A 12,936-nucleotide genomic window follows, 5' to 3' on the forward strand; every position below is an offset into this window, starting at 1 on the left:
CCAAAACCGGAGATTAGCAGAGCCTTCAGGATGCAATTTGTCCGATCGCAATGAACTGCGATTTCGATTTTGTCTGGGTGGAACCGCTCAACAGCTGCGCTTCCAAGCCTTGGCGAGAGCCGGCACAGGCACATCAATGACCGCATCAGCTGCAAATCGCCGAAATCAATTGGCAAAACGACGCGACATGAAACAGCCGACTATCCAAGGCAATCCGGCGACAGCACTGATTTCATCATGAAGAAAAAGTGGTGCCCGGAGGCGGATTTGAACCACCGACACGCGGATTTTCAATCCGCTGCTCTACCAACTGAGCTATCCGGGCATCCGGTCCGTGAACCTTGAAGGGCGGGACCAGAAGCTTGCCGGCAGAGGAGTTTTCCAACGCCGAAAGCGAGCGCGTTATACCATCTTGAAAGGCACTGTCCAGCACCCTTTTCGCGGTTTTTTGCGATCCGCGAAAAAACCTTGGTCCGACCTAGCCGCGGTCGTCGAAATCCTCGTCCTGATTGTCCTCGACTTCGGTGACCGGAATGGCATAGCTGCCGGACAGCCAGCGATTGAGATCGACACCGCGGCAGCGCTCGGAACAGAAGGGATAGCTGTCACGCGTCGACGGGCGCCCGCACTCGGGACACGGCTGCGCCTTGCGCAATGGGGTTACCTTGCCGTCCTTCATTGCCTCAGCCCTCAAGCCACTTGTAATGAACATCATAGCCTTCGCCGGTCAGCAGGCCAACGGTCTCGTATAGCGGCAGGCCGACGACATTGGTGTAGGAGCCGACGAGCTTGACCACGAAACTTCCCGCCAGCCCCTGGATGGCGTAGCCGCCCGCCTTGCCGCGCCATTGGCCCGAGGCGAGGTAACTTTCGATCTCGACCCTGGAGAGCCGCTTGAAGCGGACCCTTGTCTCGACGATCTTCTGGCGGATGGTGTGGCCCGGCGTAACCAGGCAAATGCCGGTGAAGACGCGATGGTTGCGGCCCGACAGCAGGTAAAGCGCGTTCGAGGCCTCGTCGATCTGCTCGGCCTTGGGCAGGATGCGGCGGCCGACGGAAACCACCGTATCGGCAGCCAGGATATGGGCATCCTTCCAGGCCGGATCACTCCGGGTCTGGGCAAGTGCTGCTTCCGCCTTCTCGCGCGACAGACGCCGGGCAAGCGAGCGGGGGTGTTCGGAACGCTGCGGGGTCTCGTCGAGATCCATCGGCATCAGCCGGTCGGGGGCGATGCCTGCCTGGTCGAGCAGCTCAAGCCTGCGCGGGGAACCGGAAGCGAGGATCAGTTTTTGCGATCGTGCCATGGGGTGGCGTCACAGCTAGCGCTTACTTGAAGCGGTAGGTGATGCGGCCTTTCGTCAGATCGTAAGGGGTCATTTCGACCAGAACCTTGTCGCCTGCAAGCACGCGGATGCGATTCTTGCGCATGCGGCCAGCCGTGTGCGCGATGATCTCATGCTCGTTTTCCAGCTTCACCCGGAAGGTTGCATTCGGCAGCAGTTCGGTGACCACGCCCGGAAATTCTAGGACTTCTTCTTTCGCCATTCAGTGTCTGTCTTTCTGTTTAAAAAGGCGGCGCAAAACGCGCGGGCCTGAAATTTGGCCGGAACCTACACAAAGACGAGCGCTTTGTGAACCAAATTGATTCACATGCCCGCAGGCCCCCGGGACCAGCCCTTGCCGGAAGCAATACGCTGTTTGAGCATGTCGCGCACCTCGCGATAGGCGTCAAGAATGCGCTCACGGGTTCCCGTCGCCACGGTCGGGTCCGGGGTAGGCCAGTAGATCACCTCAACGGCATTGCCGCGGGTCAGTTCCATCGCCCGGTGGTGACCTTCGGGCGCCAGGGTGACGATGACATCGAAATAGTCGTCTTCGAGCTCATCGAGCGTTTGCGGCTGCCGGTCGCCCAGATCGAGGCCGATCTCGGCCAGAACGACATCGACAAAGGGATCGCGTTCCCCCGGACGCACGCCGGCGGAGGCAACATAGGTGCCCGCCGGCAGGATCGACCGGGCAATCGCCTCGGCCATCGGCGAACGGATGGCGTTCATGCCGCACACAAACAACACCGCGCCGGGTGTGGTCTTGGCCGGATCCGGGGCGATGTCGTCCGCCATGGCGGTCTCTATCCGCGCCAGTGCAGCACGCAGACCAGCGTGAACAGCCGCCGGGCGGTATCGAAATCCATACGGATCTTGCCGTCCAGCCTGTCCATGAGGGTTTGCGAGCCTTCATTGTGAATGCCGCGGCGGCCCATGTCGATCGCCTCGATCTGGCTTGGCGTCGATGATCGGATAGCCTCGTAATAGCTTTCGCAGATCATGAAGTAATCCTTGACGATGCGCCGGAACGGCGTCAGCGACAGGATGTGGGTGGCGACAGGGACATCGGCCTGCGTGGTGATCGAAAACACCAGCTTGGAATCAATCAGCGACAGCTTGAGCTTGTAAGGGCCGTCGTCATGACCGACCGGCTCGAAGCTGTTTTCCTCGATCAGGTCGAAAATGGCTACGGCGCGCTCATGCTCCACATCAGGGGTCGCGCGGCCGATGGTTTCATCGAGCACAACATCCGAGAGCCGTTGAGTGTCCGCCGTTGTCATCCCTGTTACAGGCCCCCATCCGGCCCTTCGCCACGCTGGTTCATCCTGATCGAGACCGAGCGCGCATGGGCATCAAGCCCTTCGGCCTGCGCCAATGTTATGGCAGCAGGGCCGAGTGTCTGCAACTGCTCAGCGCCGAGCTTGAGAATCGAGGTGCGCTTGACATAATCGAGCACGGACAGCCCTGAAGAAAACCGCGCGGAGCGTGCTGTCGGGAGCACGTGGTTGGAGCCGCCGACATAATCGCCGATCACTTCGGGCGTGTGCCGGCCGATGAATATGGCGCCGGCATTGCGGACCCGGACGGCCAGCGCCTCGGCGTCATCGGTGGCAATTTCAAGGTGTTCGGCAGCGATGCGGTTGACGAGCGGCAGTGCTGTCTCCCAGTCCGGAACAACAATCACGGCGCCGAAATCGGCCCAGCTGCTACGCGCCGTCTCGGCGCGTCCGAGCGTTGCGATCTGGCGCTCCACCGCCTCGACCACCGCCTCGCCGAAAGCTTCGTCGCGGGTCATCAGGATCGATTGCGCGCCGGCGTCATGCTCGGCCTGGGCCAGAAGGTCGGCTGCGATCCAGTCGGGATTGTTGTCGGGGTCAGCCATCACCAGCACTTCCGACGGCCCGGCGATCATGTCGATGCCGACCGTGCCGAAGACCTGGCGCTTGGCGGCGGCCACCCAGGCATTGCCGGGGCCGACGATCTTGGCGACGGGCTGGATGGTCTCTGTGCCATAGGCAAGTGCGGCAATCGCCTGTGCGCCGCCGATGCGGTAGATCTCGCTGACACCGGCAATGCGGGCGGCGGCAAGAACCACCGGGTTGAGTGCGCCGTCACGCGCCGGCACCACCATGACGATGCGCTCGACGCCGGCCACCTTGGCGGGCACCGCGTTCATCAGCACCGAGCTGGGGTAGCTTGCGGTACCGCCCGGAACGTAAAGCCCGACGGCCTCGATTGCCGTCCAGCGCGAGCCGAGCTCAACGCCGAGTGCATCGGTGTACTGATCGTCCTGGGGCATCTGCCGCTTGTGGTGGCTTTCGATGCGGTCATGGGCGAGTTGAAGGGCCGCAATGATTTTCGGGTCGGTGGCCTTGAAAGCCGCCTCGATCTCGGCTTCGGTGACAGCGAGACCAAGCGCACGGGTGTCTATCCGGTCAAAGTGCTGGCTGAAATCATGCAGTGCCTCATCGCCGCGCTCGCGGATCTGAGCAATGATCGCGCGGACATCGGTCTCGACATCCACCGACACTTCACGCTTGGTGGTCAGGAAAGCGGCAAACCGGGTTTCGAAATCCGGCTGCCGGTAATTGAGCCTCAGTACCAATTTGCTGCCCCTACGCTATCTTCATCATCCCCCGGCACGCCTGATTGCGAACCGACTAGCCGCCCAGCGGATGGCGCGGCTTGAATTTCGTTTCCCAGCCACCGCCGATATCGGCCAGCTGTACTTCTATGCATGTGACATCGAGATGGATCACCGCACCGCCGGACAAGACCAGTTCGATCACGCCTGCAGGCGCTTCCGTACCGGATAAAAACCGCAAGGCCAGCAGCGAATGAACCGTATCGGAATCCTTTGGCTTGATGCCGAGCGACTTGACCGAGCGAACCTGCTTGATCACCAGCAGCGCGCGGCGGCGCTCGAAGGTCTTCTTGTCCCTGCCCTCTTCCCAGACAAACCGGTTTGCCTCAAGCGTGAAAACGCTGTCCTTACCGAGAAATTGCGTGTCGCCGGTCTTGAAGACGGCGTCCTGCAGGCAGGCGGAGATCACGGCCAGGTCTGCTTCGTCGAGCGCGATGAGTTTCAGACTGTCCATAAGTTCCTCGGGTTTTCTTCATTCAGGGCTTTGCCCGCCGCAAGGCGAGTGCTGCAGTGCAAAGTAGGTGCGCGGGAGGCAAAGCGCAATGAGCAGAAGGTGGAGGTTGCGGTTTGTACCCAGAACCACTCGGCGGACAGTGCGAGGACTATCCGCTGATGCGTTCAACCACTGCGCCGCAATTGGTCAGCTTCTCTTCCAGCCGTTCGAAACCGCGATCGAGATGGTAGACCCGGTTGACCACAGTCTCGCCCTCGGCGGCAAGGCCGGCAATGACCAGCGAGACGGAAGCGCGCAGATCGGTCGCCATCACCGGGGCGCCGCGCAGCACCGGCACACCGGTCACGGTTGCCGTCTGCCCCGAAAGGGAGATTCTGGCGCCAAGGCGGGCCAGTTCCTGGACATGCATGAAGCGGTTTTCGAAGATGGTCTCGGTGATATGCGAAATGCCGTTGGCTCGGGTCATCAGGCCCATGAACTGCGCCTGCAGATCGGTGGGAAAGCCCGGAAACGGGTCGGTGGTCACGTCGACCGGCAGGATGTCGCCGCCATTGCGGCGGACACGGATGCCGCCGGCTTCGGGCGTTACCTCCGTGCCGGAGCGGCGCAGCGCCAGCAGCGCGCTTTCGAGCAGGGTTTCGGAGGTGTTTTCAAGCAGCACGTCACCGCCGGTCATGGCCACGGCCATGGCATAGGTGCCGGTCTCAATGCGGTCGGGCAGAACCCGGTGGCGCGCACCCGACAGCGAGGCAACACCGTCGATGGTGATGGTCGAGGTGCCGGCGCCGGAGATTTTTGCACCCATGGCAATGAGGCAATTGGCAAGATCGACGACTTCCGGCTCGCGCGCGGCGTTTTCGATCACCGTCTGGCCCTTGGCCAGCGTCGCCGCCATCAGCATCACGTGGGTGGCGCCGACGGAGACCTTCGGGAACACGTAGCGGCCGCCAATCAGGCCCTTTGGCGCACGCGCATCGACATAGCCGTTCTCGATGTTGATCTCGGCGCCGAGGTGCTGCAATCCGTCTATGAACAGGTCGACCGGCCTCGTGCCGATGGCGCAGCCGCCGGGCAAGGAGACCTTGGCCTCGCCCATGCGGGCCAGAAGCGGGCCGATGACCCAGAAGCTGGCGCGCATCTTGGAGACAAGCTCATAGGGCGCGGTGGTATCGACAATGGTGCGGGCGGTGAAATGCACTGTGCGGGCGTAGGCAGTGTCCTGGCGCTCGCGGCGGCCAACCACGGCAATATCGACGCCGTGATTGCCGAGAATGCGCTGCAATTGCTCGACATCGGCGAGATGCGGGAGGTTTTCCAGCGTCAGCGTGTCGTCGGTCAGAAGCGATGCGATCATCAGCGGCAGGGCCGCATTCTTCGCGCCGGAAATCGGAATAACGCCATTGAGCGGATTTCCGCCAACGATCCTGATGCGATCCATGCTGTCCTCTTGGAGTTTCGGACTGCGCCGGTCCCCCGGCGGCAAAGCCCTGAAAAATATCTGGTGGGCTGTTTAGACCATCAACGGGAATGCGGCAACACGAGGACAGCTTCGCGGTTAATCTGTATCGGGAGTCTCACCGGGGGCGGTTCGGCTGCCCGAAGCCGGCAGGCCGTCGGTCTCGTCGGCACGGCCCTCGCGGCGGGCGCGCACCTGCGCCTTGCGGCGCTGCAGATTGGCGCGCAGCTGTTCGGCACTGCGCTGGGCCCGTTTTGCCGCCTGGCGCTCGACTTCCGCCTTGCGCTGGCTCGCTTCCATGTCTGATGGTGTTTTCTCGCTCATGACACCGGAGCGATAGCGCAAAACAACAGCGAGGTGAAGACACCCGCGCCAATCCCGGATCACCCGCCAGGCAAGAAAGGTGGTTGCCGATGGGGCAAGCAGGAACTTGCGGCAAGGATTCGCGCGGAATATCGATGCAAGGCAATGGGTTCGGGCAGCAAGCGGAGAAACCGGGCCCCGATTTCGAGAAGCCGGACCGGCCATTTCCGGGGTTTTTGAAACTTGTCGCGCCAATCGCCCGTTTGCGCTTGCACTCCTGTCCAAGCTGTGGCAATAGCGGGCCGCTTCAGTCGTTTACGGCCTTTCGTTCAAATCGGGAGCGTGACACAGACAGTGGCTGACGGAGATACTCTCCGGTCCGGTCGCTGATCCGAAACTGAAGCAAAGGGCTGCCGTAGCTCAGGGGTAGAGCACTCCCTTGGTAAGGGAGAGGTCGAGAGTTCGAATCTCTCCGGCAGCACCATTTTATTTCCCCGAAAATGCTGGAACACCGGTTTTCAATGCGATCCCGCACTTCGCCTGCGATTCGCGGGTTTGAGAAACATGAACGCAATCTCCGGCAATGGTATGCAGCCGGAAACCGCACCGCTATCATGCCCCGCGAGTGCTTTTGTGCGTGAGAGAATCTGAAATCACCATGGACCCGGCCTCATACATGGTGTTCATGGCATTCCCGGCAGACCCAAGCGCCCCGAAAGGATGCGATGCTTTTCGTCCTATATTGTGTTTTTGGCCTTGGGCTTCTGGCGGCTGTGGCGGTGATGGCATGCCGCCGTCTCTTTGCGCTGCCGGTTTCCACGGGACGCCATGATGCAACCGCCAAGCCGCCGCCAGGCTCCGGGCCGCTGACTGACGCCCTGTCCAGGCTTGCATCCGACCATGCAGGGCTGACCGGCGTTGCTCCGCTTCAGCAAAGCGCAATGGCTTTTGCCGCGCGGATCAGTCTCGCCGATGCCGCAGTATCGTCCATCGATGCGCAATATTACATCTGGCACGATGACCTGACCGGATACCTGTTGCTGGACGCCTTGCAACGGGCCGCGGATCGCGGGGTGCGGGTCAGGCTGCTGCTGGACGACAACGGTGTCTCCGGCCTTGATTGCGAGCTGGCACATCTGGAAGCCCATCCCAACATCGAGGTCCGGCTCTACAATCCGTTCAACCTGCGGCGGCTGAAGCTGGCGTCCTATTGTTTCGACTTCTTCCGGCTCAACCGACGGATGCACAACAAGTCGTTCACGGTCGATGGGCTTGTAACTATCCTGGGCGGGCGCAACGTCGGTGACGAATATTTCGGGACCGGCTCATCGGCGCTCTTTATCGACCTGGACGTTCTCGCGGCGGGCAAGGCCGTGGCCGATGTTTCGGCTGATTTTGACCGCTACTGGGCCGCGCCATCGGTGCATCCGGCAGGCCCTATCCTTGGCAAACCCAATGCAACGGATCCGATTGGCGAGGGACTGGCCAGGCTTCGAAACAGCCCCCGCCAGAAGGAACATCGCGAGTTGCGGGAAACGCGCGACATCGTCGAAGCGCTTGCCCGGGGCGAGCTGCAACTGGAGTGGACAACCGCCATTCTGGTCAGCGACGACCCGGTCAAGGGCGAAGGTGCGGTGCGGCGCCAGGACTTGCTTGCCGTGCGCCTGATGCAGGCCGTCGGGGAGATCCATTCCCGGTTCGACGGCATATCACCCTACCTGGTACCGGGCAGAGCCGGGGTCCGGGCTTTCAGGACACTGAACAGGCGGGGCGTTGCATTGCGCATGCTGACGAACTCGCTGGAAGCGACTGACGTGCTTCCGGTTCATGCGGGCTATACCAAGTACCGAAGGAGAATGCTTCGCTGCGGGGTCAGGCTTTTCGAATTGCGCAAGCAGGCCGCACAGGACCGGCCGAGCAAGGTGTTCGGGCCCTTCGGCCCCTCCGGCTCCAGCCTGCACGCCAAGATCTTCGCCGTGGATGGCAAGCGCATCTTCGTTGGATCATTCAATTTCGATCCCCGGTCAACAACGCTCAACACGGAAATGGGCCTGTTGATCAACAGTGAACGAATGGCCCAAGCAGTGCATGACGCCTTCGATCATGAACTGGGTGGCCTGGCCTGGCGTGTCGAAATGAACAACGGGCATCCCACATGGGTTGACCTCATGACCGGTGAAAAATCGAACAAGGAACCCGGTTCGGACATGCCGAAACGGATTGCCCTTGCGGTCATCGGCTGGCTGCCGGTCGAATGGCTTCTGTGAAGCGGAACAGGCCGATCAAGCGCACGGCTGCGCACCCGGCACACTGGCAATTTTCCGGATAGTTCCCATATTTGTAGTGGATGCAGCGTACCAGTTCGTCTCAAGCTGCGTCTTCGGCGGAGGATGACTGGTAAAATGGCCGCGATCCGATCCGGCTTGCACTATTTTCAGCTGTCATCGATGATGCATCAAGCAAGGGAACATACCGCCATTTCTGCCATGATCCAGGATACAAGACCGGTTACCAAGACAGCGACGTCTCTAAGTGTTGCCACTTACAACGTGCGCAAGGCTATTGGCCGGGACTACCGGCGCGACCCGAAACGCATTCTTGAATCCGTCGCGGATCTGGACGTTGACATTGTCGCCCTGCAGGAAGCCGATTACCGCTTCAAGCAACGCCAGGCCATTTTCGAGCCGGAACAGGTTCGGCATGTGACGTCGATGCGGGCCGTGGCTTTGAAGCATGACCAGAATGGTCTTGGATGGCATGGCAACATTCTTCTGATCAATCCGGCAATGCATATCGCTGACTCCCGGATCATCGAACTTCCCGGCCTGGAGCCGCGCGGGGGGCTGCTTGTCGATCTTGTGCATGGCGGCGCCGAAATCCGGATCATCTCGGCCCATCTCGGGATACTGGCAGCCTATCGACGCCGCCAGGTCGAGGTTCTGATGGAGGCCGCGGATCTCGAATCCGGGCGAACGACATTCGTGCTGGGAGATTTCAATTGCTGGGGAAAGGCGCGCTGGAGCCTGAAGCCTTTTCGCGATTTCCTGCATGAGGCCGCCTGCGGAAAAACATTTCCCGCCGGCTACCCCGTCGCTTCACTCGACCGCATTTTCTACACCGACCATGCGCAACTGACGTCCTGCGGCCCGGTGATGAACGGGCTTACCCGCATAGCGTCGGACCACTTGCCGGTGCGGGCGCAGTTTGTCATCGAGACCGAACAGAAAGACGCCGAAAATCAGGCAGCTTTCGCATCCGGCATCGGCCTCTGATTTTCCGATCCAGCTACTGTCTTGCGGGTGATCCCCGATAACCTGGCGAGATGAGTGCGCCTCCACACGCACCCACAAACCGTCCCTGCGATGCGCGCCGCCATGGTTCAGACGGCTTCAGTTCATCGCCATTTGGATTCAGCCCTCGGCGATCTTGTCGAGGACGGATTCGAGCTTGGCCACGGTGCCGTCGACATCACCAAGCTTGTCGAGACCGAACAGGCCGATGCGGAAGGTGCGGAAATCAGCCGGTTCGTCGCACATCAGCGGCACCCCGGCTGCAATCTGCATGCCCTCGGCCACGAACTTCTTGCCGTTCTGGAACTCGGGATCCCTGGTATAGCTGACGACAACGCCCGGCGCCTCGAAACCCGGGACGGCTACCGACTTGAAACCATTCCCGACAAGCAGGGCGCGAACCTTGCGGCCAAGCTCCCACTGCCGCTCGCAGGCGAGCTTGAAGCCGAAATCGCGGGTTTCGATCATCCGGTCGCGGAGAACCAGCAGGGCATCGGTCGGCATGGTTGAATGATAGGCATGGCCGCCGCTGACATAGGCCTGCATGATATCGTGCCATTTGCGCAGATCCACCGCGAAGCTCGTGCTCGTGGTTTCGCCAAGCCGTTCAACCGCGCGGGCGCCAAGCATGACAAGCCCGGCCGAGGGCGAGGCGCTCCAGCCCTTCTGCGGCGCCGAGATCAGCACGTCCACACCGGTTGCCTTCATGTCGACCCAGATGCTGCCGGAGGCAATGCAATCAAGTACGAACAGGGCGCCGACATCATGGGCCGCTTCGGCAAGCGCCTTGATATAGTCGTCGGGAAGAATGACGCCCGAAGAGGTTTCCACATGGGGTGCGAAGACAACACCCGGGCGCTCTTCACGGATCCTGGCGGTAACCGTCTCGACCGGCTGCGGTGCGAAGGCCGAGGTGCTTTCGTTGCCGACCTGCGAGGCCTTGATCACTGTCGTTTCCGATGGAATGTCACCCATCTCGAAAATCTGGGTCCAGCGGTAGGAGAACCAGCCGTTGCGAATGACCATTACCTTCTGGTCGGTGGCAAACTGGCGGGCGACCGCCTCCATGCCGAAGGTTCCGCCACCGGGCACGATCACGGCGGCGTCGGCCTGGTAGACCTCGCGCAGCACGGCGTAAAGATCGTTCATAACGCCCTGAAACGTCTTGGACATGTGATTGAGCGAGCGATCGGTAAAGACCACCGAAAATTCCATCAGACCATCGGGATCGACCGGTGATGTTGTCATGTTCATGTCCTTGATTCCTCTTTCGCACTACCTGTCCGTGGACGGCTCTCAATTCCGCTATAGGCCGGATTGGCAAAACATTGAAGGCGCGCCGGGCCAATATGTCGGCCGAAGCCAAATTGACGCATCCTCGAAGGCACAATGTTGAGGAGATTGCGCGCGCAACCGGTTTCTCAATCCGCAATCGGAAGCTACAAGGAGGGAAAGGGAGAGACCGCCATGACCTACGCCTGTTTCACCGTCGAGATTGCCGACCATATCGCCCATATCCGGTTCAACCGGCCGGACAAGGCAAATTCGATGACGCCGGAATTCTGGAAGGAACTGCCCGAAGCGGTCGACAAGATTTCCAATGATGCGGAAGCACGGGTGATCGTGATTTCATCGGAGGGCAAGCATTTTACCGCCGGCATGGACATCTCGGTGTTCATGAGCGGCAGCCTCGACGCAGATACCGCCAATGCGCATGTCTCCGCGGAAGCCTTCCGCTACAAGATCAAGGCGCTGCAGGAGACGTTCTCCGCACTCGAGCGCGCCCGCCAGCCGGTGCTTGCCGCAATCCAGGGCGGGGCGATCGGCGCCGGCGTCGACCTGGCAACCGCCTGCGACTGCCGCTACGCCTCGTCGGACGCGTTTTTCGCCGTGCAGGAAACCGCCATCGGCATGACCGCCGATGTCGGCACATTCCCGCGGCTGGTCAAGCTCATTCCGGAAGGCTGGGCGCGGCAGATGGCTTACACCGCCGAGCGGCTTCCGGCGGCAAAGGCGTTGCAGATCGGCCTCGTCAACGAGGTGTTTGACAGCCATGAAGACCTGCTCGAAGGCGTCATGGCGATCGCGCGCAAGATTGCCGCGCATTCGCCGCTGGCGGTTACCGGCTGCAAGGCAATGGCGAACTATTCCCGCGATCACTCGACCGCCGACGCGCTCGACTATATCTCGGTGTGGAACGCGGCAATGCTGCGCCCCGATGACATCAAGGAAGCCTATATCGCCAAGGGTGAAAAGCGGCCGCCGGTGTTTGACAGTCTCAAGCCGGTTTCGAAGTAGCCCGGGACGGTGTCATTGCCCATGCTTGCGTTGCGCCAGCACGGGCGCGAAAGCCAGCGCGTTTCCCACCACTTCCTCCATGTCGTCATGGGGTGGTGTCCAGTCGAGAACCATGCGGTTGGCCGATTGCACTTCGGGGTCGGCGATGATGTGGTTGCTGCGTGCCAGCGCCGCTTCCCAGGCCAGCGCGCTGCCGACGATCTCGTCGAGATTGTCGTGACGCGGCGTCCAGCCGAGCTGCGTCCGGGCTCGGGTTGAATCAGCCACCGAGGTGACAATATCGCCCTCGCGCCGCTCGCCAAGACGGATTTCAAAGTCGCGGCCGCTGAGGCGCCGGACCGCATCGAGCACTTCACGGACCGTGTAGCCCTGCCCGTAGCCACAATTGGCGACAAGGCTGTCACCGCCGGCACGCAGGTATGTCAGCGCATCGAGATGGGCGGCAACGAGGTCGCTCACATGGATGAAATCACGCACGCAGGTGCCGTCGCGAGTCGGATAGTCGGTGCCGAAGACCTCGATGCCGGCGCGCTTGCCCATGGCCGCTTCGGTCGCAACCTTGATCAGGTTGGCGGCACCGCGCGTCGATTGGCCGGTGCGGCCCTGCGGATCGGCGCCCGAAACGTTGAAATAGCGCAGCGCGGCGTAACGGAAATCATGCGCGGCGGCGGCATCGGCCAGCATCGTCTCGGTCATCAGCTTGGATGCGCCATAGGGTGACTGCGGCACGGTTGGCGTGGCTTCGGCAATCGGATGATCGCCTTCCGGGCTGCCATAGACCGCAGCGGTTGACGAGAACACAAATTTCCTCACCCCGGTGGCAATCGCGGTGCGGATCAGGGCCAGGGAATTGGCGGTGTTGTTCTGGTAATAGCTCAGCGGGTCGGCCATCGATTCCGGCACCGAGATTGAACCGGCGAAGTGAACGATCGCCTCGATAGCGTGCGAGCGGATGATGTCAGCGATGGCGGCGGTGTCGGATATATCAGCGCGAATGAGCTTTGCCTCAGGTGCCACCGCCCAATCGAAGCCGGTGGACAGGCGGTCAACGACGACGACCTGTTCGCCTGCATCGAGCAGCGCCCAGACCATGTGGCTTCCGATATAGCCTGCTCCGCCGGTCACCAGTACCGTCATGCAAATCCCTCGATGGTGTTTCCACCACC

The 12,936-nt window shown here is 61.4% G+C and carries 14 protein-coding genes and 2 tRNA genes; 4 read left to right on the top strand and 12 right to left on the bottom strand.

All coding sequences use genetic code 11. The annotated features are described in order from the left end of the window. Positions 1 to 249: 249 nt before the first annotated feature. The 10 genes from WNY80_RS15565 to WNY80_RS15610 all read right to left on the bottom strand — a co-directional run bounded on the left by WNY80_RS15565 (position 250) and on the right by WNY80_RS15610 (position 6,203). A tRNA-Phe gene (locus tag WNY80_RS15565) sits at positions 250 to 325 on the bottom strand. 153 nt (positions 326 to 478) lie between these two features. Further along, the gene (gene yacG / locus WNY80_RS15570) at positions 479 to 679 is read right to left on the bottom strand and encodes a DNA gyrase inhibitor YacG (RefSeq protein ID WP_342888320.1); all 201 of its coding nucleotides are present in this window, start codon (positions 677 to 679) and stop codon (positions 479 to 481) included. Positions 680 to 683: 4 nt separating this feature from the next. Then, entirely contained in the window at positions 684 to 1,304 is a 621-nt protein-coding gene (locus WNY80_RS15575; RefSeq protein ID WP_342888321.1) for a Maf-like protein, read from the bottom strand. A gap of 22 nt (positions 1,305 to 1,326) precedes the next feature. Next, positions 1,327 to 1,545, bottom strand: coding sequence for a translation initiation factor IF-1 (gene infA / locus WNY80_RS15580; RefSeq protein WP_004435948.1), 219 nt, complete (start codon positions 1,543 to 1,545; stop codon positions 1,327 to 1,329). A 101-nt stretch (positions 1,546 to 1,646) separates the two neighbouring features. Further along, the gene (locus tag WNY80_RS15585; protein ID WP_342888322.1) at positions 1,647 to 2,120 is read right to left on the bottom strand and encodes a low molecular weight phosphatase family protein; all 474 of its coding nucleotides are present in this window, start codon (positions 2,118 to 2,120) and stop codon (positions 1,647 to 1,649) included. Positions 2,121 to 2,128: 8 nt separating this feature from the next. Continuing rightward, complete coding sequence (locus WNY80_RS15590) at positions 2,129 to 2,605, bottom strand: UPF0262 family protein (RefSeq protein ID WP_342888323.1); 477 nt, start codon at positions 2,603 to 2,605, stop codon at positions 2,129 to 2,131. A gap of 5 nt (positions 2,606 to 2,610) precedes the next feature. Next, positions 2,611 to 3,930 (bottom strand): histidinol dehydrogenase, encoded by a 1,320-nt coding sequence (gene hisD, locus WNY80_RS15595; protein WP_342888324.1) that lies wholly within the window; start codon positions 3,928 to 3,930, stop codon positions 2,611 to 2,613. 55 nt (positions 3,931 to 3,985) lie between these two features. Then, positions 3,986 to 4,423: a DUF2948 family protein gene (locus WNY80_RS15600; protein ID WP_342888325.1), complete on the bottom strand. Its 438-nt coding sequence runs from the start codon at positions 4,421 to 4,423 to the stop codon at positions 3,986 to 3,988. A 148-nt stretch (positions 4,424 to 4,571) separates the two neighbouring features. After that, positions 4,572 to 5,861: a UDP-N-acetylglucosamine 1-carboxyvinyltransferase gene (gene murA, locus WNY80_RS15605; protein WP_342888326.1), complete on the bottom strand. Its 1,290-nt coding sequence runs from the start codon at positions 5,859 to 5,861 to the stop codon at positions 4,572 to 4,574. 117 nt (positions 5,862 to 5,978) lie between these two features. Beyond that, complete coding sequence (locus tag WNY80_RS15610) at positions 5,979 to 6,203, bottom strand: hypothetical protein (protein ID WP_342888327.1); 225 nt, start codon at positions 6,201 to 6,203, stop codon at positions 5,979 to 5,981. Positions 6,204 to 6,591: 388 nt separating this feature from the next. Between WNY80_RS15610 and WNY80_RS15615 the strand changes: the two genes are divergently transcribed. The 3 genes from WNY80_RS15615 (at position 6,592) to WNY80_RS15625 (ending at position 9,454) form a co-directional block, all read left to right on the top strand. After that, positions 6,592 to 6,666, top strand: a tRNA-Thr gene (locus tag WNY80_RS15615). Positions 6,667 to 6,907: 241 nt separating this feature from the next. Beyond that, positions 6,908 to 8,449, top strand: a complete 1,542-nt coding sequence (locus tag WNY80_RS15620; protein ID WP_342888328.1) for a phospholipase D family protein — start codon at positions 6,908 to 6,910, stop codon at positions 8,447 to 8,449. A 135-nt stretch (positions 8,450 to 8,584) separates the two neighbouring features. After that, complete coding sequence (locus tag WNY80_RS15625) at positions 8,585 to 9,454, top strand: endonuclease/exonuclease/phosphatase family protein (RefSeq protein ID WP_342888329.1); 870 nt, start codon at positions 8,585 to 8,587, stop codon at positions 9,452 to 9,454. A 138-nt stretch (positions 9,455 to 9,592) separates the two neighbouring features. Here the strand turns inward: WNY80_RS15625 and WNY80_RS15630 are convergent, their stop codons facing one another. Further along, positions 9,593 to 10,726, bottom strand: coding sequence for an aminotransferase class V-fold PLP-dependent enzyme (locus tag WNY80_RS15630; protein WP_342888330.1), 1,134 nt, complete (start codon positions 10,724 to 10,726; stop codon positions 9,593 to 9,595). 213 nt (positions 10,727 to 10,939) lie between these two features. Between WNY80_RS15630 and WNY80_RS15635 the strand changes: the two genes are divergently transcribed. Beyond that, a complete protein-coding gene (locus tag WNY80_RS15635) occupies positions 10,940 to 11,770 on the top strand; it encodes a crotonase/enoyl-CoA hydratase family protein (RefSeq protein WP_342888331.1) in 831 nt (276 codons plus the stop codon). A gap of 12 nt (positions 11,771 to 11,782) precedes the next feature. Here the strand turns inward: WNY80_RS15635 and galE are convergent, their stop codons facing one another. Then, positions 11,783 to 12,907: a UDP-glucose 4-epimerase GalE gene (gene galE, locus WNY80_RS15640; RefSeq protein ID WP_342888332.1), complete on the bottom strand. Its 1,125-nt coding sequence runs from the start codon at positions 12,905 to 12,907 to the stop codon at positions 11,783 to 11,785. Positions 12,908 to 12,936 lie beyond the last annotated feature (29 nt).

Origin of the sequence: Hoeflea sp. AS16 (assembly GCF_038900095.1) — a bacterium.
Classification (GTDB): domain Bacteria; phylum Pseudomonadota; class Alphaproteobacteria; order Rhizobiales; family Rhizobiaceae; genus Hoeflea.

Bases quoted from the DNA above. Each gene is read 5' to 3' on its own strand.
- yacG (WP_342888320.1), bottom strand. From the start codon at position 679: ATGAAGGACGGCAAGGTAACCCCATTGCGCAAGGCGCAGCCGTGTCCC.
- WNY80_RS15575 (WP_342888321.1), bottom strand. From the start codon at position 1,304: ATGGCACGATCGCAAAAACTGATCCTCGCTTCCGGTTCCCCGCGCAGG.
- infA (WP_004435948.1), bottom strand. From the start codon at position 1,545: ATGGCGAAAGAAGAAGTCCTAGAATTTCCGGGCGTGGTCACCGAACTG.
- WNY80_RS15585 (WP_342888322.1), bottom strand. From the start codon at position 2,120: ATGGCGGACGACATCGCCCCGGATCCGGCCAAGACCACACCCGGCGCG.
- WNY80_RS15590 (WP_342888323.1), bottom strand. From the start codon at position 2,605: ATGACAACGGCGGACACTCAACGGCTCTCGGATGTTGTGCTCGATGAA.
- WNY80_RS15600 (WP_342888325.1), bottom strand. From the start codon at position 4,423: ATGGACAGTCTGAAACTCATCGCGCTCGACGAAGCAGACCTGGCCGTG.
- murA (WP_342888326.1), bottom strand. From the start codon at position 5,861: ATGGATCGCATCAGGATCGTTGGCGGAAATCCGCTCAATGGCGTTATT.
- WNY80_RS15610 (WP_342888327.1), bottom strand. From the start codon at position 6,203: ATGAGCGAGAAAACACCATCAGACATGGAAGCGAGCCAGCGCAAGGCG.
- WNY80_RS15620 (WP_342888328.1), top strand. From the start codon at position 6,908: ATGCTTTTCGTCCTATATTGTGTTTTTGGCCTTGGGCTTCTGGCGGCT.
- WNY80_RS15625 (WP_342888329.1), top strand. From the start codon at position 8,585: ATGGCCGCGATCCGATCCGGCTTGCACTATTTTCAGCTGTCATCGATG.
- WNY80_RS15630 (WP_342888330.1), bottom strand. From the start codon at position 10,726: ATGAACATGACAACATCACCGGTCGATCCCGATGGTCTGATGGAATTT.
- WNY80_RS15635 (WP_342888331.1), top strand. From the start codon at position 10,940: ATGACCTACGCCTGTTTCACCGTCGAGATTGCCGACCATATCGCCCAT.
- galE (WP_342888332.1), bottom strand. From the start codon at position 12,907: ATGACGGTACTGGTGACCGGCGGAGCAGGCTATATCGGAAGCCACATG.